This window comes from Streptomyces sennicomposti (assembly GCF_019890635.1).
Lineage (GTDB): Bacteria > Actinomycetota > Actinomycetes > Streptomycetales > Streptomycetaceae > Streptomyces > Streptomyces sennicomposti.
This window is the reverse complement of sequence record NZ_JAIOAB010000010.1, coordinates 1-17599: the sequence shown is the minus strand read 5'-3', so window position 1 is coordinate 17599 and position 17599 is coordinate 1. Positions and strand designations below refer to the sequence as shown.

The window sequence follows — 17599 nt, the reverse complement described above, 5'->3', positions numbered from 1 at the left end:
GGGAGGGTCGGGTCAGGCGATCTCGATCAGCAGGTCGCCGCCCTCCACCTGCTGGATGCGGTTGATGGCGAGGCGGCCCACCCGGCCGTCCTTGGTGGCGGTGATGGCGGCCTCCATCTTCATCGCCTCGATGCTGGCGACCGTCGCCCCGGCCGTCACCTCGTCGCCCTCGGCGACCGCGAGCGTCACCACACCGGCGAACGGCGCCGCCACATGGCCCGGGTTCGTCCGGTCGGCCTTCTCCGTCACGGGGACGTCGGAGGCGGCCGCCCTGTCGCGCACCTGGATCGGCCGCAACTGGCCGTTGAGGGTGGCCATCACGGTCCGCATGCCGCGCTCGTCGGCCTCGCCCACGGCCTGCAGCTCGATCAGCAGCCGTACGCCCGGCTCCAGATCGACGGCGTACTCCTTGGCGGGGCGCAGGCCGTAGAAGAAGTCCTTGCTGTCCAGGACGCCGGTGTCGCCGTAGGTCTGGCGGTGGGTCTCGAACTCCCGCGTGGGGCCGGGGAACAGGAGCCGGTTCAGCGTGGTGCGGCGGGTCTTCTCCAGGCCGTCGCGGTCCTCGTCGGTCAGCTCCCGCACGGGCTTGGCCGGTGCGCGGCCCTTGAGCGCCCTGGTGCGGAACGGCTCGGGCCAGCCGCCGGGCGGGGTGCCCAGCTCGCCGCGCAGGAAGCCGATGACGGAGTCGGGGATGTCGAACCGGTCGGGCGAGCGCTCGAAGTCCTCCGGGGCGACCCCGGCGCCGACCAGGTGCAGGGCGAGGTCGCCGACCACCTTGGAGGAGGGGGTGACCTTGACCAGGCGGCCGAGGATGCGGTCGGCGGCGGCGTACATCGCCTCGATCTCCTCGAAGCGGTCGCCGAGGCCGAGCGCGACCGCCTGGGTGCGCAGGTTGGACAGCTGGCCGCCGGGGATCTCGTGGTGGTAGACGCGGCCGGTCGGGGAGGCGAGGCCCGCCTCGAAGGGCGCGTAGATCCTGCGGACGCCCTCCCAGTACGGCTCCAGGTCGCCGACCGCCTTCAGGTCCAGGCCGGTGGGCCGTTCGGAGTGGTCGGTGGCGGCGACCAGCGCGGACAGCGAGGGCTGCGAGGTGGTGCCGGCCATCGAGGCGACCGCGCCGTCCACCGCGTCGGCGCCGGCCTGGATCGCGGCGAGGTAGGTGGCGAGCTGGCCGCCCGCGGTGTCGTGGGTGTGCAGATGGACGGGGAGGTCGAACTCGCGGCGCAGCGCCGAGACCAGCGTGGCCGCGGCGGGCGCGCGCAGCAGCCCGGCCATGTCCTTGACGGCCAGCACGTGTGCGCCGGCCTCGACGATCTGCTCGGCCAGGCGCAGGTAGTAGTCCAGGGTGTAGAGGCGCTCGGCGGGGTCGGACAGGTCGGCGGTGTAGCACAGGGCGACCTCGGCGACGGCGGTGCCGGTCGCCCGTACGGCGTCGATGGCGGGCCGCATCTGGCCCACGTCGTTGAGGGCGTCGAAGACGCGGAAGACGTCGATGCCGGTGGCGGCGGCCTCCTGGACGAAGGCGTCGGTGACCTCGGTCGGGTAGGGCGTGTAGCCCACGGTGTTGCGGCCGCGCAGCAGCATCTGGAGGCAGATGTTGGGCACCGCCTCGCGCAGCGCCGCCAGCCGCTCCCAGGGGTCCTCGGCGAGGAAGCGCAGGGCGACGTCGTAGGTGGCGCCGCCCCAGCACTCCAGGGAGAGCAGTCCGGGCAGGGTGCGGGCGACGACGGGCGCGACGGCGAGGAGGTCCTTGGTGCGCACCCGGGTGGCGAGCAGGGACTGGTGGGCGTCGCGGAAGGTGGTGTCGGTGACGCCGAGGGCGGGCGACTCGCGCAGCGCGCGGGCGAACCCCTCGGGGCCGAGTTCGATCAGGCGCTGCCGGGAGCCGGCGGGCGGCTCGCCCGCGGGCAGCGGCGGCAGCTTGGTGACCGGGTCGACGGTCTCGGGGCGTTCGCCGTGCGGCTTGTTGACGGTGACGTCGGCGAGGTAGGTGAGCAGTTTGGTGCCGCGGTCGGCGGAGGTGCGGGCGGTGAGCAGGTGCGGGCGCTGCTCGATGAACGAGGTGGTGACCCGCCCGGCCTGGAAGTCGGGGTCGTCCAGGACGGCCTGGAGGAAGGGGATGTTGGTGGCGACGCCGCGGATGCGGAACTCGGCGACCGCGCGCCGGGCCCGGCCGATGGCGGCCTTGAAGTCCCTTCCGCGACAGGTGAGTTTGACCAGCATGGAGTCGAAGTGGGCGCTGATCTCGGTGCCGGCGTGGGTGGTTCCGCCGTCCAGGCGGATGCCGGAGCCGCCCGGTGAGCGGTAGGCGCTGATCCGGCCGGTGTCCGGGCGGAAGCCGTTGGCGGGGTCCTCGGTGGTGATACGGCACTGCAGGGCCGCGCCGCGCAGCCGCACGGTGTCCTGGGACAGACCCAGGTCGGCCAGGGTCTCGCCGGCGGCGATGCGCAGCTGGGCCTGGACCAGGTCGACGTCGGTGACCTCCTCGGTCACGGTGTGCTCGACCTGGATGCGCGGGTTCATCTCGATGAAGACGTGGTTGCCGTCGCGGTCGAGGAGGAACTCCACGGTGCCGGCGTTGCGGTAGCCGATCTCGCGGGCGAAGCGGACGGCGTCGGCGCAGATCCGGTCGCGCAGGGCGGGGTCGAGGTTGGGGGCGGGGGCGAGTTCGATGACCTTCTGGTGGCGGCGCTGCACGGAGCAGTCGCGCTCGAAGAGGTGGATGACGTCGCCCTCGCCGTCGGCGAGGATCTGCACCTCGATGTGGCGGGGTTCGACGACGGCCTTCTCCAGGAAGACGGTCGGGTCGCCGAAGGCGGACGCCGCCTCGCGGGAGGCGGCCTCGATGGACTCGCGCAGCACGGCCGGGTCCTCGACCCGCCGCATGCCGCGTCCGCCGCCGCCGGCGACGGCCTTGACGAAGACGGGGAAGCCGATCTCGTCGGCGGCGCGGACCAGTTCGTCCACGTCGGTGGAGGGCGCGGAGGAGCCGAGCACCGGGACCCCGGCCGCGCGGGCCGCCGCCACCGCGCGGGCCTTGTTGCCCGTCAGCTCCAGGATGTCGGCGTCCGGCCCGACGAAGGTGATGCCGGCCTCGGCGCAGGCGCGCGCCAGCTCGGGGTTCTCCGACAGGAAGCCGTAGCCGGGGTAGACGGCGTCGGCGTCCGCCCGGCGGGCCGCGCGGACGATCTCGTCCACCGACAGGTAGGCGCGCACCGGGTGGCCGGGCTCGCCGATCTCGTAGGCCTCGTCGGCCTTGAGCCGGTGCAGCGAGTTGCGGTCCTCGTGGGGGAAGACGGCGACGGTGCGCGCTCCCAGCTCGTAGCCGGCGCGGAACGCGCGAATCGCGATCTCGCCGCGGTTGGCGACCAGTACCTTGCGGAACATCCTGGATCCCTTCGGCCTGCCGGTGACGAGGACCATGGTGTCGGCGACACCCCCGTGACGCCATGTGAGCCGGGCCACTCACGCCGGTGTCTCCCCCGTGCGGTGGTGCGCCGGGGGTCCGTACTCGGTGCGAACCGGTGCGAACGGCGCGGATCGCGACGGTGTGTCAGGCGGTGGCGGGCCGTTCGGCGCCCGGTCGTCCGCGGAATTGTCAGTGATCGGTAACAGCGGGATCCCCGAGGGGGTTTCCGCCGTCCTCAGAAGTGCGCGTGCCCGCAAGGCGCGCGCTACGGACACGGACTGGCGAGAAGCGGGGCGGGGACATGGCACGGCACAACGGACGGGGATGGCACGGTCGGGTGCTCGCGGCGGCGCTCGGGGTGACCGCGGTGGCCACCGCCGCGTCGGTGTGGACCGCGCAGGCCGACCCCTCCGGGGGCGGTGACGCGGCGGGCGCGGCGGGACGTCCGGCCGCGTCGGCCGCGGGGACGCCGGGCGCGCAGGGGGGCGGGGCGGCCAAGGTGGCGGTGACCATCGCGCACGCCTCCGACCGGGGCGAGCGGGGCGTCAACATCACCATCGACGACGGCCCGGACCCCACCTGGACCCCGCAGGTGCTCCAGGTGCTGCGGGAGTACGGGGTGAAGGCGACGTTCTGCATGGTGGGCCCGCAGGCGAAGGCGCACCCCGATCTGGTGAAGGCGGTCGTGGCGGCCGGGCACCGGCTGTGCGACCACACGGTGTCGCACGACACCGCCATGGACCACAAGTCCGAGGCGTACCAGTCGCAGCAGATCCTCGACGCCGAGGGCATGATCACCGAGGCGTCGGGGGGCGTCCGGCCGATGTACTACCGGGCTCCGGGCGGCGCGTTCACCCCGTACAGCCGCTCGCTGGCCGCCTCCCACGGGATGCGGCCGCTGGGCTGGAACGTCGACTCCAAGGACTTCGAGCGGCCGGGCGCGGCGGCCATCGTCGCCACCGTGAAGCAGGAGATCGCCAACGGTCCGACCGTGCTGTTCCACGACGCGGGCGGGGACCGCTCGCAGACCGTGGCCGCGCTGCGCGAGGTGCTGCCGTGGCTGAAGCAGCAGGGGTACTCCTTCGGTTTCCCGGTGCGCTGAAGCTCCGGGTTCCCGGTGCGCTGAGCGGGGGCGGCCGGTCCGGCGGGGCGGTGGTGAGGGGGCCTCAGGCCGGACGGGCCGCCGCCGTCGTCGTATCGGGACGGCCGCCGGCCAGGGCCGCGGCCGTCAGGGCGGCCCACCCGAGGGCGCTGGCGACCGCGCCGGCCCGGCGGACCCGGCCGGTGACGGTACGGCCGAACAGCACGGCGTCGCCGACGTCCGAGGCGATGCGCACGGCCGCCGCGGTGACCAGGGCCGGTCCCGCCGGGGCGAGGAGCATCGCCAGGCCACCGGCCGCGTCGCGCCAGGCCAGCGGACGCAGAGCCATGGCGGTGTACGGGTGGGTCCCGCCCTGTTCGCCGGCCATCCCCACCGGGCGGGCCAGCCAGTCCGGCCGGCGGACGGCCGTCACTCCGTAGACGGTCGTCGCCGCCCCGACCACGCGCAGCAGTCCTGTCCGCACCGAAGGCACCTCCGCGGGAGACGACCGCCGGGCCGTGTCCGGCGGCTTTTTCCGTTTCATCCGGCTCATCCGGCTCGTCCGGCTTCGTTCCGAGAGGCGCGTACCCGTGGCCGGGCGATTGTCACGTACACCGAGAGAGGATTTGTGGCCGATTTGGGTGCACAGTGGAAGGAGCACCAACCCCCTCATACGGAGGCGGTCATGATCGTCCTCGGTGTCATTCTGCTGGTGGTCGGATTCGTCACCGGCATTTCCATCCTCTGGACCATCGGCATCATCCTGGCCGTGGTCGGCGCGGTCCTGTGGCTGCTGGGCAGCACGGGGCATGCGGTGGCCGGCCATCGCCACTATTGGTGACCGACCGGACGGCACTCGTTTCCGGCCCGGCACCGGGCACCGTACCCGACCGACAGCGAACGGCTCCGCGCCCCGGCGCGGGGCCGTTCGCCCTGCTCGCACCCCCGATCCGGAATTCGGGCGCCGTGAATGGATCGTGAACGGTCTATTCCGCGCGGGGCGGGGTAGCCGCACAGGCGGAAGAGCAGTAACACACTGTGACACTTTGAGGCAACCACATGGCCGTCCCGCTTAGGCAGAAGGCGTCGGATGGGCCGGACCGGAACAGGAACACGGGTGTCGCGCTGCGCTGGCACGCCCACTGGGACAGTGGGGCGATCAGTGCGGCCGAGGCTCGTGCGGCAGTCGGCAGCTTCCTGGACCGTGTCTGCGCCACCGGCGGCATCACCGTCCCCCGTCGCGTGGCTCAGGACGCGCAACTGGTGGTCAGCGAGCTGATCACCAATGTCATACGACACGCTCCCGGAGCCTGCGGCTTGCGCCTGGAGGTGTGGCCCGACAGCGGGCTGGTGCAGATCAGCGTGTGGGACACCTCGCCCCGGCCGCCCCGGCCCCGGCCGCACGACGGCCGCCGGGTGGGCGGTCACGGCCTGGAGATCGTCAAGGCGGTCAGCCACTGCCTGACCGTCACCGACCGTGCGCTCGGCAAGCAGGTCACCGCTCAGTTGCTCATGTCTCCCGTCTCGCCGACGGGGTGACTTCGGCATGTCCCGACCCGGTGCGTCCCGGCCGTGATGACAGCGCGGCGGGCGTACCGGGTCTTCGGTGCCGAGGGCCGCGGTGACCGGGCTTCGGCATTCCGGCTCCTCGGTCTCCGGGTCTTCGGTGACCTGGTCCTCGGCTCTCGGGTCTCGGCGTGGGCCGGTCGACCCGGTACACGGCACGGGACGGCGGACCGCTTCTCGCGGTCCGCCGTCCCGTGTCGCCCGGCCCGTGCGCCCGGTGGCCGGGCGTGGTCAGATCCGTCCGCCGGTGAGCCGGGTGAGGGGGCCCTGGGTGCGGCGGCCCGCCCGGCGGCCCAGCGCGTACGAGGCCGCGCTGAGGGCGGCGACGCCGCCGCCGAGGCCCGCGGCGACGATCTTGCGCTGGGCGATCAGCGTCCACGCCGTGCGGGCGGTGGCCGCGACCTGCCCGGAGGCCGCGACGACGGCCTGGCGGCCCGCAGCGACGCCCTTGGCGGCGCTCTGCGCGACGCCGCTGGTCGCCTCGGCGGCCTTCGCCGCGCCCGCCTTGGCGGCCGAGGCCGCGGTGTCCGTCTTCGCCGTCGCCGCGTCGGCGGCCCGGGCGGCCGGCACGGTCGCCTTGTCCGCGGCCCGCCGGGCCTTCGCGGCGGTGTTCTTCTGGTCGGTACTGCCGTTGGATGTGCTGCCGTTGGATTCCGTCATGTAGCACCGCCTTGCCCCTCGTTCCGTCGGCAAACTCCGCTCTCCGGCGCTGTCAAGTCCGCCCGCCCGCCGCCGGGTTCCCGGGCCGGCCCGCAGGCGGGCCGCGGCCACCGCCGGCCGGCGGTGCGACCGGTCCCGCAGGGGGCCGGGGCGGCCGTACGGTCTGCGGGTGCGGGGGGTCGCGCGGTCGGCCATTCTGGGAGGGAACGACGCCGCGAAGGAGTGCACGATGAGCATGATGGACAAGCTCAAGGGCCTGCTGAAGGGGCACGAGGAGCAGGCCGGCAAGGGCATCGACAAGGGCGGTGACTACGTCGACGAACGCACCCAGGGCAAGTACCGCAGCCAGGTCGACACGGCTCAGGACAGGATGAAGCAGCAACTGGGCGACCAGGACCGGGGCCCGGACCAGCCGACGCGGTGACGCGCCACGCGCCCGGCCGCTGAGAACCGGCCCCGCGTCCCGGGCCCGGTGCGGACGCCCGGCGCCCTGCCGCGCCCGGTCCGGGTGAGCCGTCGGCGCCCGTGTCGTGCCCGGTCCGCTTCCGTGCGGGCCGGGCACGACGCGTGGGCGCGTCCGGCGGGCGGGGTCACCGGCCCGTCGCCGTCAGGCCCGCCGACGGGCGGATGTTCTGGTTGAGGCGGAACATGTTCGCCGGGTCGTAGGCGTCCTTGACCTCGACGAGCCGCCGGTGGACGGCGTCCGGGTAGGCGGCGCGCACCTTGTCCTCGCCGGCGTCGCCGGTGAAGTCGACGTACAGGCCGCCGTCGCCGTGGGCGGTGATCTCCCGGCGGGCCGCGCGCACCCACGCCGCGTGGCCCTCGAAGCCCGCCGCCCTCGAAGCCCGCCGCCGTCGGGGACCGCGCGATCACGTCGCACAGCACGCTCGCGTCGCGTCTGCCGAACGCGGTGGCGTCGGCGGGCACCCGGGCGAAGGCGCCGCCGAGCTGGTGCAGATGCGGTTCGCTGAACGGGGTCGGGGTGGTCGGGTGCAGCCGCAGCAGCGGGTCGAGCACGGCGTCGGACACGTGGCTGCCCCTCAGCGGCAGGCTGTCGCCGGACCGTCGGCGCCACGCGTCGAGCGGGGGCGCCGACGCCCTGCGGGCCCGTGCGCCGCCGTCAGGCGGGGCGCTCGCCGTACACGCGGTGGGGTTCGGCGTCCGCCCACCGGACGTCGAGGCCGAGGCCGGGCCGGCCGGTGTCGGGCCGCAGTGCGCCGTCGGCCGGGGACAGGACGCCGTCGAACACCAGGCGCTCGAACCGGACGTGGTCGTGGAAGTACTCCAGGTGCCGCAGCCGGCGCACGGCGCAGAAGGCGTGGGCGGAGACCGCGGGCGCGCAGTGCGCGGACAGGTCCAGGTGGTGGGCCGACGCCAGTCCCGCGACCTCCAGCAGAGCGCTGATCCCGCCGCAGCGGGTGACGTCCGCCTGGAGGCAGTCCACCGCGCCAGCGGCGACCAGGTTGACGAAGTCGCGTGTGGTGTAGGCGTACTCCCCCGCGGCGATCTCCAGGCGCGCCGGTCCCCGCTCGCTCAGCATGCGCAGGCCCTCGATGTCGGCCGAGCTGACCGGCTCCTCGAACCAGCGCACGTCCCACTCGTCGTGGAAGCGGTGCGCCCAGTACAGCGCCTCCTTGCGGCCGAGCGCCCCGTTGGCGTCGGTGAGGATCTCGGTGGCGTCGCCGACCGCCGCGCGGACCGCGGTGAGCCGCTCGGGGTCGCGCCGCGGATCGCGCGAGGTCTTCAGCTTCACCCGGCCGATGCCCTGTTCCGTCCAGCCGGCGAGCTGGCCGGCGAGGCGGTCGAGGGAGTAGTTGGTGAAGCCGCCGCTGCCGTAGACGGGGACCCGGTCGTGGTGGGCGGGCAGCACGTGGACCAGCGGCAGGTCCAGCAGCCTGGCCTTGAGGTCCCACAGGGCGATGTCCGCGGCGGAGGCTGCCATGGCCCCGACGCCGGGCCGGCCGGCGTTGCGGATCCGGCGGCCCGTCAGTTCCCGCAGGGCGGGCGGGGCGACGGCGCTGCGCCCCCGGAGCAGCGGGGCGACGGCGCCGGAGAGGAAGGCGGCGACCGAGACGTCTCCGTAGGTGTAGCCGAGGCCGGTCCGTCCGCCGGCGTGCACCCGCACCAGGATCATGGTGGTGGAGTCCCACTCCAGGGTGCCGTCCTGCTCGGCGCCGTCCGGTCCGTCGGTGGGCAGGGTGAAGGCGTGGACGTCCACGGCGTCGATCGGGCGGTCGGGACCGGGCACCCGTGCCATGCGTACTCCTTCGCCGTCACCGCTGTCACCGCCGACAGCCTCGGTCGTCACCTTGGGTGACCCGTGCGGGGGTCCGTAAACCGGGTGGGCGTCGGGCCGCTGTGCCGCCGCGGGTCACTCGTGAGACGGAAGGTGCGGCGCAGGCGGCCGAACGTCCGCATGGGGCGGCGCGCAGAGCGGGACCCCATTGGTCAGCACCGGGGGCCGCTTCCCCGTTTCCGCCGCGGAACCCGAGGTGAAACCATGCGCGTCCTGTTCGTCCATCCCAGCCCCCTGATGTACTCGGAGATCTTCCTCAGGCTGGAGCCGCTCGGTCTGGAGCGGGTGGCCGCCGCGGCCCGTGCCGCCGGGCACCAGGTGCGGGTGGTCGATCTGCAGGTCCTCGGGCACAAGGAGCTGCGCCGGATCGTGCACGCGTTCCGGCCGCAGGCGGTCGGCTTCGGGCTGAACTACCTGGCCAACATCCCCGAGGCCATCGACCTGGCCCGGGCGATCAAGCGCGCGGTGCCCGGGTGTTTCGTGTTCTTCGGCGGGCACAGCGTCTCCTTCGTGGCCGACGACGTGCTGCGCCAGGCCGAGGGCGCCGTGGACGCGGTGGTGCGCGGCGAGGGCGAGCCGGCCATGGCGCCGCTGCTGGCGGCGGTGACGGACGGCGGCCTCGGCCAGGTGCCGGGCGTGGTGACCGCCGACGGGCACGGGCCGCCCCCGCGCATGCTGCACGGCATCGACGAGCCGCGCCCGGCGCGCGACCTGATGCGCCACCGGCGCCGCTACTTCATCGGCGAACTCGACCCGTGCGCCTCCATCGAGTTCACCCGCGGCTGCCCCTGGGACTGCTCGTTCTGCTCCGCGTGGACGTTCTACGGCCGCAGCTACCGCAAGGCGAGCCCCGAGGCCGCCGCCGCGGAGCTGGCGTCCATCGCCGAGCCCAACGTGTTCGTCGTGGACGACGTGGCCTTCATCCGGCCCGAGCACGGCGACGCCATCGCCGCCGAGCTGGAGCGGCGCCGTATCCGCAAGCAGTACTACCTGGAGACCCGCGCCGACGTGCTGCTGCGCAACACCGAGGTGTTCGAGCGCTGGACCCGGCTGGGGCTGCGCTACATGTTCCTCGGGATGGAGGCGCTGGACGCCGAGGGGCTCGACCGGTTCCGCAAGCGGGTCGACCCCGACGACAATCTGCGCGCGCTGGAGACGGCGCGGCGGCTCGGGATCAACGTGGCGGTCAATCTGATCGTGGACCCGGCGTGGGACGCCGAACGCTTCCGGCTGGTGCGGGAGTTCGCGCTGTCCGTGCCGGAGATCGTGCACCTGACGGTGATGACGCCGTATCCGGGCACGGAGATCTGGCGCACCGAGTCGCGCCGGCTGACGACGCGGGACTACCGGCTGTTCGACATCCAGCACGCGGTGGTGCCCACCACGCTGCCCCTGGCGCGGTTCTACGAGGAGCTGGTGCGCACCCAGTCCGTCATCCACCGCAAACACCTCGGTCTGCGCACGGCGTTCGGCGCGGCCCGCATCCTGGCGGACCGGCTGGCGCACGGCCAGACCAACTTCGCCCGGATGCTGTGGAAGTTCCACCGCGTCTACAACCCGCGGCGGCAGCTCGCCGACCACGGCCGTCCCGTCCGCTACCGGCTCCCGCTGCCGCCCGCGGCGCCCGTCGGCGACCGCCGGGAGCTGTACATCCACACCGGTCCGGCGCCCCGTTCCGGGCCTGCCGCGCGCCCGGCCGGCGGCGCGGCCGACCGGACGCAGTGAGCCGACCGGACGCAGTGAGACGAGTCGCGGATTCAGCACGTGGAGGGCGCTCATGTCGCAGACACACCCCGGCCTGGCCGCCCCGCAGCGGACCGCACGGCCGCCGCGGGGCCGTACCGGGGAGACGATCCGGGACTATCTGACCACGACCGACCACAAGAAGATCGGTCATCTGTACCTGGTCACGTCGTTCGCCTTCTTCCTGGCGGCCGGTGTGATGGCGCTGCTGATGCGGGCCGAACTGGCGCGTCCCGGGCTGCAGATCATGGACCAGGAGCAGTACAACCAGCTGTTCACCATCCACGGCACGATCATGATGCTGCTGTTCGCGACGCCGACGTTCGCCGGGTTCGCCAACGCGGTGATGCCGCTGCAGATCGGCGCCCCGGACGTCGCCTTCCCCCGGCTGAACGCGCTCACCTACTGGTTCTTCCTGTTCGGCGGGGTGACGGTGGTGTCCGGGTTCGCGGTGGACGAGGGGGCGGCGCCGTTCGGCTGGTTCGCCTACACGCCGCTGAGCCGGGCCGAGCACAGTCCCGGCCACGGCGGCGACCTGTGGGCGATGGGGCTGGTCGTCGCGGGCCTGAGCACCACGCTCGGCGCCGTGAACTTCATCGCCACGATCCTGTGCCTGCGCGCCCCCGGGATGACGATGTTCCGGATGCCGATCTTCACCTGGAACGTGCTGTTCACCTCGATCCTGGTGCTGCTGGCCTTCCCGGTGCTGACGGCGGCGCTGCTGGCCCTGGAGGCGGACCGCAAGCTCGGCGCCCACATCTACGACCCGGCCAACGGCGGCGCGCTGCTGTGGCAGCACCTGTTCTGGTTCTTCGGCCATCCGGAGGTCTACATCGTGGCGCTGCCGTTCTTCGGCGTCGTCACGGAGATCATCCCGGTCTTCAGCCGCAAGCCGATCTTCGGCTACGCGGGCATGGTGGGGGCGACCATCGCGATCACCATGCTGTCGGCCACCGTCTGGGCGCACCACATGTTCGCCACCGGCGGGGTGCTGCTGCCGTTCTTCTCGGTGATGTCGTTCCTGATCGCGGTGCCCACCGGGGTGAAGTTCTTCAACTGGATCGGCACCATGTGGAAGGGGTCGCTGTCCTTCGAGACGCCGATGCTGTGGTGCATGGGCTTCCTGGTGACCTTCCTGCTCGGCGGGCTCAGCGGCGTCCTGATCGCCTCGCCGCCGCTGGACTTCCATCTGACCGACAGCTACTTCATCGTGGCCCATCTGCACTACGTGCTCTTCGGGACGATCGTGTTCGCCACCTTCGGCGGGTTCTACTTCTGGTGGCCGAAGATGACGGGCAAGCTGCTGGACGAGCGGCTGGGGAAGATCCACTTCTGGTCGCTGTTCGTCGGCTTCCAGACGACGTTCCTGGTGCAGCACTGGCTGGGCGAGATGGGCATGCCGCGCCGCTACGCCGACTATCTGGCCGCCGACGGGTTCACCGCGCTCAACATGGTGTCCTCGATCGGCGCGTTCCTGATCGGCCTGTCCACCCTGCCGTTCCTGTACAACCTGTGGAAGACCGCCCGGCACGCGCCGAGGGTGGAGGTGGACGACCCCTGGGGGTACGGCAGATCGCTGGAGTGGGCGACCTCCTGTCCCCCGCCGCGGCACAACTTCACCGCGCTGCCGCGCGTACGGTCCGACTCGCCGGCCTTCGACCTGCACCATCCGGCGGTCCTGCGGGAGCTGCCGGGGGCCGAGCACGGGACGGTCGAGCCCACTCCCGACACCCTGGGGAAGCAGAGCGAATGAAATCCGAGGCGTACCTCTTCGCCGGTGTGGCCGTGTTCTTCCTGCTCACCGACGTGGCCTACATCTGGTTCGCGCGGGAGCCGGCCGGCATCGCCGCGCTGACCGTGTCGTGCTTCATGGCGTCGGTGATCGCGTTCTTCTGCCTGGTCAACCACCGGCGCAAGGGGCCGCGTCCGGAGGACCGGCAGGACGGGGAGGTCCACGAGCGCAGCGGCCGGCTCGACTTCTTCCCGCCGCACAGCCGCAACCCGGTGGTGACCGCGGCCGGCGTGACGCTCTGCGCCGTCGGCGTCGTCTACGGCTTCTGGCTGTTCATGATCGGGATCGGCGTCCTGGCGATCGGACTGCTCGGCATGGTGCTGGAGTTCGCGGACCGCGACGACCGCTGACGCGGGGTGCGCCGGGAGGGCTACGGATGCCGCGAGCCCTGAAACTCAACCCCAAAATCTACATAAAAGGGGCATAAATCACCCGCACGGGGGAACCCTTGCACAAGGCAAAGGAACCCTTTTGGAGAGGAGACGACAGCAATGTCGTATCCACATCGCTCCAGCTCCAGTGACGTGGGCAGCACCACCCATCCGGAGATGATGCACTCGCATCCCGAGATGGCCGAGATGCGCGAGCGGCTCGAACGCACCGCGTCGAGCGGCCCGGCGATCGCCATCGAAGGTCTCATCCTCCTGACCGGTCTGTACGCGGCGATCTCCCCCTGGGTCGTGCACTTCGCGATCCAGCCGGCCATCACCGTCAACAACCTGATCGTGGGCATCACCATCGGCCTGATCGGGCTCGGTCTGGCCCTCGCCCCGGAGCGCATGTTCCGGCTGTCGTGGGCGCTGGTGCCGCTCGGCGTGTGGCTGTTCATCTCCCCGTGGGTGGTGACCCTCACGCACAGCGCCCGGGCGGGCATCATCTGGAACAACTGCTGGGTGGGCGCGATCACCGCCGCGCTGGGCCTGGCGGCCATGGGGCTGACCATCGGCGTGGCGCGTCAAGGCCACCGGGGCCGCCGATGACACAGAGGGAGAGCCCGCCGTGCCGGTGCCCCGGGCACGGGCACGGCGCTCCGCCGGGCCGGCCGTCCGCCGCAGGCGGCGTCCGCGACCCGGCGGGCGGCCGTCCGCTCACTCCCGCGGGGCGGTGCTCCCGCCCGCCACGGGGTCGGCGGTGCGGCCGGCGATCTGCAGCCGTTCCTCGGCGGTGGTGGGCGCGTCGACGCGTTCGCCGTAGTACCAGGCGCTGAGCGCGGCCCGCAGCCGGTGCCGCAAGGGGGCCCCGGGGCCCGGATGTTCCAGGGGCAGTGGGATGTCCCGGACGAGGAACCTGTACCGGTCCCGCGCATCGACGTCCGTGTGGCGTTCGGACATGCCGCCGGGCAGGTCCTGGTACACCTGGCCGGTCTCCTCGCCCTCCTCCAGCAGCCGCCGCTCGTGCCTCTGGAGCGCCAGGCACACCCGCTTGGTGATCAGGAAGGCGAGGACCGGGCCGAGGAAGAACAGCACCCGGAGGATCCAGGTCAGGCCGTTGACGGAGACACGGAAGACGTAGGCGATGACGTCGTTGCCGCCGGCCAGCAGCAGGACGGCGTACCAGACGAGCGCGGCGACGCCGAGCCCGGTGCGCACCGGGCGGTCGCGCGGCCGGTCGCACAGATGGTGCTCGACGAGGTCGCCGGTGATCCAGCGCTCGAAGGAGGGATAGGCGTAGAGGACCAGGAACAGCAGCGCCGGCAGGACCACGGCCGGCAGCAGCACGTTCCACATGAAGGTGTGTCCGGCGACGTTCCACTCGACGCCGGGCATCAGGCGCAGCGCGCCTTCCAGGAAGCCGACGTACCAGTCCGGCTGCGCGTCGGTGGACACCTGGTCGGGGACGTACGGGCCGAACGCCCAGATGGGATTGATCTGCGCGATCGCGCCCGCGACGGCGAGGACGCCGAAGACCATCAGGGACAGTCCGGTGGACTTCGCGGTGAACGCCGGGAACATGGGCGGCCCCACCACATTGCGGTTGGTCCTTCCCGGCCCCGACCACTGGGTGTGCTTGAGGTACACCACCAGGATCAGGTGGACGGCGATCAGCGCGATGATCAGGCCCGGCACGAACAGCACGTGCACGATGTACAGCCGGCTGATGATCCGGTGGCCCGGGAAGGGGCCGCCCCAGGCGAAGTAGGCGAGATACGTGCCGACGACCGGGACGGACTGCACGATGGAGTTCGCGGTGCGCAGACCGGTGCCGGAGAGCAGGTCGTCGGGCAGGGAGTAGCCGCAGAAGCCCTCCAGGAGCGCCAGCAGGAACAGGGTGACGCCCACGAACCAGTTGGTCTCGCGCGGCCTGCGGAAGGCGCCCGTGAAGAAGATCCGCAGCATGTGCGCCCCGATGGCCGCCACGAACACCAGTGCGGCCCAGTGGTGCATCTGCCGCATCAGCAGCCCGCCGCGCACCTCGAAGCTGAGGTACAGGGTGGAGTCGTAGGCCTGGGAGACCAGCAGGCCGCGCAGGGGGCCGTACGCGCCGCGGTAGGGCGTCTCGGCCAGGCTCGGGTCGAAGAAGAGCGTGAGGAACGAGCCGGTCAGCACCAGGGCGGCGAAGCTGTAGAGGGCGATCTCGCCGAGCAGGAAGGACCAGTGGTCGGGGAAGGCCTTGCGCAGCAGTTGCCCGGCCATTTCGGAGACGGGCGCGCGCCGGTCGGCGACGACGTACGCCCGGAAGGCGGCCTGCCGGGTCCGGGCCTGGAATCTCGCCTTGCGGCGCCGCGTCAGCACGGCCGCATCACGCTCCTCGGGTGTCGTCTCCGGCGTCCACCGGGTGTGCCGGACCGCCGGGTGTTTCAATCTTGGGTGTGCGGCCCGCGCGCACGGCGCAGGCGTGCCGGGGGCACCCCCATTGCCACGGCGACGGTGAGGACGCGGTGTGGACGGTCGAAGCGGTGTCGTGGCGGAACTGACGGCGGAGCACGCCCGCGTCCGGTCGCTGTTCGACCGCATCCGCGCCGCGCGCCCGGGCGGCGCGGAGCGCACCGCCCTGGTGGAGCGGGCGGCCGCCGCGCTGGTGCGCCACGCGGTGGCCGAGAAGGCCTGGCTGTACCCGGCGGTGCGCCGGTATGTGCCGGACGGCGACGCCCGGGCCGAGCGCGAGCTGCGCGCGCACCGGGAGGTCGAGGAGCTGCTCGCGTCGCTGACGGCGGCGGACCCGGCGGGCGAGGAGTTCACGGAACTCCTGGTGGCGGTGGTCGCCCGGGTGACGCGGCAGTTCGTGGAGCAGGAGCAGACGCTGTTCCCGCGGCTGGAGGCCGGGTGTCCGCAGGAGGTCCTGCGCGACCTCGGCGACCGGGTCCGCGCGACCGAGGCGGCCGCGCCGACCCGGCCCCGTCCCGCCGCCCCCGACGCGGCCCCGCTGGTACGGCTCACCGCGCAGGTGTGGGGACCGCTGGACCGGCTGCGGGACCGGTCGGCGCGGCGCGGGCGCGGGTGAGGAACGGCGTACGGGTGCCCGGCGGGCGGGAACGCCGCGCCGCGGGGCCCGACGGCCCGGTGGGCGCGAGCAGCCGTCGGGGACCGACGGCCCGGTGCGCGATATTCCGCGTCGGCCGGCGTCGTCGGGGGTACTGCGGAGCTACGGACCGCATCGGCCCCGGCCGGGCGGCGGCCTCCCCCGCGTGCGCCGGGCGTCGCCCGGCCCGAGCGCCGGGAGGCACCGCCGTATCCGCCCTGTCGCCGGATCCGAAGGAGCCCTCGTGAACTACGAACGCGAACTCGCTCAGATCGAGAAGCAGTTGGTGACGCAGGACCCCCTGCTGGCGGAGAAGCTGGAGACGTTCGAGCAGATCACCGCCCCCCGGCCGCCCCGCGCCGGACCGCGCCGCCGCGTCTACCTCCTGGCCGCCATCGTCTTCGTGCTGCTCGCCCTCACCTCCGCCCTGGCCTCCGGCGCGGCCACCGAGCATCCCAGGCCACCGCAGGTGGTCCCCGAGCAGCCGGCCGGGTCCGGATAGGCACGCCGCCCGCGTCCGGGCACGTCACCGGCGTCCGGATGACTTACGGTTTGTGCGGGAACGCGGTGCCGCCGGACCGCGGGCGCGCCCGACCGGACGATCCGCCGCACGGCCGCGGCCCCGAGGAGCCCGAGGAGCGGCGGGATGACCGGTGACAGCAGACACCAGGAGCCCGGGCACGACGGCGGGCCCACGGCCTCGCGCGCGGACATCGGGGGGCACCGCTTCCCGCGGCTGCGGCGCACCGTGCTCGCCGTGGAGGACCGCCTCGGCGCGTTCGCGCTGGTCCGGCGGGGCCGCGACCTGGAGCTGATGCACCGCGCGATGGGGTTCGCCACCCTCTCGCTGGTCACGCTGGCGCCGCTGCTGATCGTGGTGGCCGCCGCCGATCCGCTGGGCGAGGGCGGTTTCGCGTACTGGCTGGTGGACGGCATGGGGCTGTCCGGCCGGTCCGCGCGGGTGCTGACCGACATCATCAGTCCCCCGGTCAAGGTGATCAGCACCACCAGCGTCTGGGGCGGTGTCCTGCTCGCCGTGTTCGGCGTGTCCTTCGCGGGCAGCGTGCAGAACGGCTACGAACGGATCTGGGGCCTGCCGCCCGGCCCCTGGCACCGGGTGTGGCGGCAGCTGACGTGGCTGGCCGTGATGACGGCGTACCTCTACCAGGAGGTGCTGAACCGGCAGCAGTTCGAGGGCCTCGAGCGGGTGGCGGTGTCCACGAGCACCGGCGCGCTGTTCTTCTGGTGGAGCCAGCGGTTCCTGCTGGGCGGGCAGGTCCCCTGGCGGCGTCTGCTGCCGGGCGCGATCGCGACCATGGTGGGGCTCGGCGGGCTGCGCGTCTTCTCCAACCTGGTCTTCACCCCGCTCATCGTCGACAACGCGGTCAGCTACGGCACGGTCGGGATCGTCCTCGTCGTGGAGTCGTGGCTCACCGGCGTCGGCTTCGTCGTCTTCGGCGGCGCGATGTTCGGCCGCTGGTTCTGCGAGCACCACTGGCTGCCCCGCCTGCGGTGACGACGGGGCGGGACGCGCAGGGGGCCGGAGGGGTGTCGAAGACGTAGTCCGCGAGCGGGGCGGGCGTGCCGGACAGC

At 72.9% G+C, this 17599-nt stretch carries 17 protein-coding genes; 11 read left to right on the top strand and 6 right to left on the bottom strand.

The genetic code is table 11. The annotated features are described in order from the left end of the window. Nucleotides 1–12: 12 nt before the first annotated feature. Complete coding sequence (locus tag K7787_RS08550; protein ID WP_223000999.1) at nt 13–3387, bottom strand: pyruvate carboxylase; 3375 nt, start codon at nt 3385–3387, stop codon at nt 13–15. Between the two features lie 323 nt (nt 3388–3710). On the opposite strand from K7787_RS08550, the gene K7787_RS08545 reads away from it, so the two are divergent. Then, nucleotides 3711–4511 carry a polysaccharide deacetylase family protein gene (locus K7787_RS08545; protein ID WP_223000998.1) on the top strand — a complete coding sequence of 267 codons (801 nt, stop codon included), beginning with the start codon at nt 3711–3713 and terminating at the stop codon, nt 4509–4511. Nucleotides 4512–4575: 64 nt separating this feature from the next. On the opposite strand, the gene K7787_RS08540 is transcribed toward K7787_RS08545, so the two are convergent. Further along, nucleotides 4576–4974 (bottom strand): hypothetical protein, encoded by a 399-nt coding sequence (locus K7787_RS08540; protein WP_223000997.1) that lies wholly within the window; start codon nt 4972–4974, stop codon nt 4576–4578. Between the two features lie 201 nt (nt 4975–5175). On the opposite strand from K7787_RS08540, the gene K7787_RS08535 reads away from it, so the two are divergent. Both K7787_RS08535 and K7787_RS08530 read left to right on the top strand, forming a co-directional pair. Beyond that, on the top strand, nt 5176–5331 hold the full coding sequence (locus tag K7787_RS08535; RefSeq protein WP_019983642.1) for a DUF6131 family protein: 156 nt from the start codon (nt 5176–5178) through the stop codon (nt 5329–5331). A gap of 218 nt (nt 5332–5549) precedes the next feature. Continuing rightward, nucleotides 5550–6029: an ATP-binding protein gene (locus K7787_RS08530; RefSeq protein ID WP_223000996.1), complete on the top strand. Its 480-nt coding sequence runs from the start codon at nt 5550–5552 to the stop codon at nt 6027–6029. A gap of 258 nt (nt 6030–6287) precedes the next feature. On the opposite strand, the gene K7787_RS08525 is transcribed toward K7787_RS08530, so the two are convergent. Continuing rightward, complete coding sequence (locus tag K7787_RS08525) at nt 6288–6716, bottom strand: hypothetical protein (protein ID WP_223000995.1); 429 nt, start codon at nt 6714–6716, stop codon at nt 6288–6290. Between the two features lie 229 nt (nt 6717–6945). Between K7787_RS08525 and K7787_RS08520 the strand changes: the two genes are divergently transcribed. Continuing rightward, nucleotides 6946–7140, top strand: a complete 195-nt coding sequence (locus K7787_RS08520; protein WP_223000994.1) for an antitoxin — start codon at nt 6946–6948, stop codon at nt 7138–7140. Nucleotides 7141–7306: 166 nt separating this feature from the next. On the opposite strand, the gene K7787_RS08515 is transcribed toward K7787_RS08520, so the two are convergent. Beyond that, complete coding sequence (locus K7787_RS08515) at nt 7307–7522, bottom strand: BBE domain-containing protein (protein WP_223000993.1); 216 nt, start codon at nt 7520–7522, stop codon at nt 7307–7309. Between the two features lie 314 nt (nt 7523–7836). Further along, nucleotides 7837–8973 (bottom strand): enolase C-terminal domain-like protein, encoded by a 1137-nt coding sequence (locus tag K7787_RS08510; RefSeq protein WP_223000992.1) that lies wholly within the window; start codon nt 8971–8973, stop codon nt 7837–7839. 243 nt (nt 8974–9216) lie between these two features. Between K7787_RS08510 and hpnR the strand changes: the two genes are divergently transcribed. The 4 genes from hpnR to K7787_RS08490 all read left to right on the top strand — a co-directional run bounded on the left by hpnR (nt 9217) and on the right by K7787_RS08490 (nt 13527). Beyond that, nucleotides 9217–10737, top strand: a complete 1521-nt coding sequence (hpnR, locus tag K7787_RS08505) for a hopanoid C-3 methylase HpnR (protein WP_043262449.1) — start codon at nt 9217–9219, stop codon at nt 10735–10737. Nucleotides 10738–10789: 52 nt separating this feature from the next. Continuing rightward, nucleotides 10790–12508 carry an aa3-type cytochrome oxidase subunit I gene (ctaD, locus tag K7787_RS08500; protein WP_164388787.1) on the top strand — a complete coding sequence of 573 codons (1719 nt, stop codon included), beginning with the start codon at nt 10790–10792 and terminating at the stop codon, nt 12506–12508. Next, nucleotides 12505–12897 carry an aa3-type cytochrome oxidase subunit IV gene (ctaF, locus tag K7787_RS08495; protein WP_009193055.1) on the top strand — a complete coding sequence of 131 codons (393 nt, stop codon included), beginning with the start codon at nt 12505–12507 and terminating at the stop codon, nt 12895–12897. The genes ctaD and ctaF overlap by 4 nt, the downstream gene beginning before the upstream one ends. Before the next feature lie 141 nt (nt 12898–13038). Continuing rightward, the gene (locus tag K7787_RS08490; protein ID WP_197073972.1) at nt 13039–13527 is read left to right on the top strand and encodes an SPW repeat protein; all 489 of its coding nucleotides are present in this window, start codon (nt 13039–13041) and stop codon (nt 13525–13527) included. A 108-nt stretch (nt 13528–13635) separates the two neighbouring features. Here K7787_RS08490 and qcrB read toward each other — a convergent pair whose 3' ends face one another. Next, entirely contained in the window at nt 13636–15279 is a 1644-nt protein-coding gene (gene qcrB / locus K7787_RS08485) for a cytochrome bc1 complex cytochrome b subunit (RefSeq protein WP_223000991.1), read from the bottom strand. 148 nt (nt 15280–15427) lie between these two features. On the opposite strand from qcrB, the gene K7787_RS08480 reads away from it, so the two are divergent. The 3 genes from K7787_RS08480 to K7787_RS08470 all read left to right on the top strand — a co-directional run bounded on the left by K7787_RS08480 (nt 15428) and on the right by K7787_RS08470 (nt 17522). Next, complete coding sequence (locus tag K7787_RS08480) at nt 15428–15988, top strand: hemerythrin domain-containing protein (protein ID WP_223000990.1); 561 nt, start codon at nt 15428–15430, stop codon at nt 15986–15988. A gap of 262 nt (nt 15989–16250) precedes the next feature. Further along, entirely contained in the window at nt 16251–16508 is a 258-nt protein-coding gene (locus K7787_RS32060; protein WP_019983631.1) for a DUF3040 domain-containing protein, read from the top strand. Between the two features lie 144 nt (nt 16509–16652). Continuing rightward, nucleotides 16653–17522: a YhjD/YihY/BrkB family envelope integrity protein gene (locus tag K7787_RS08470; protein WP_247720686.1), complete on the top strand. Its 870-nt coding sequence runs from the start codon at nt 16653–16655 to the stop codon at nt 17520–17522. The last annotated feature ends 77 nt before the right edge of the window (nt 17523–17599 follow it).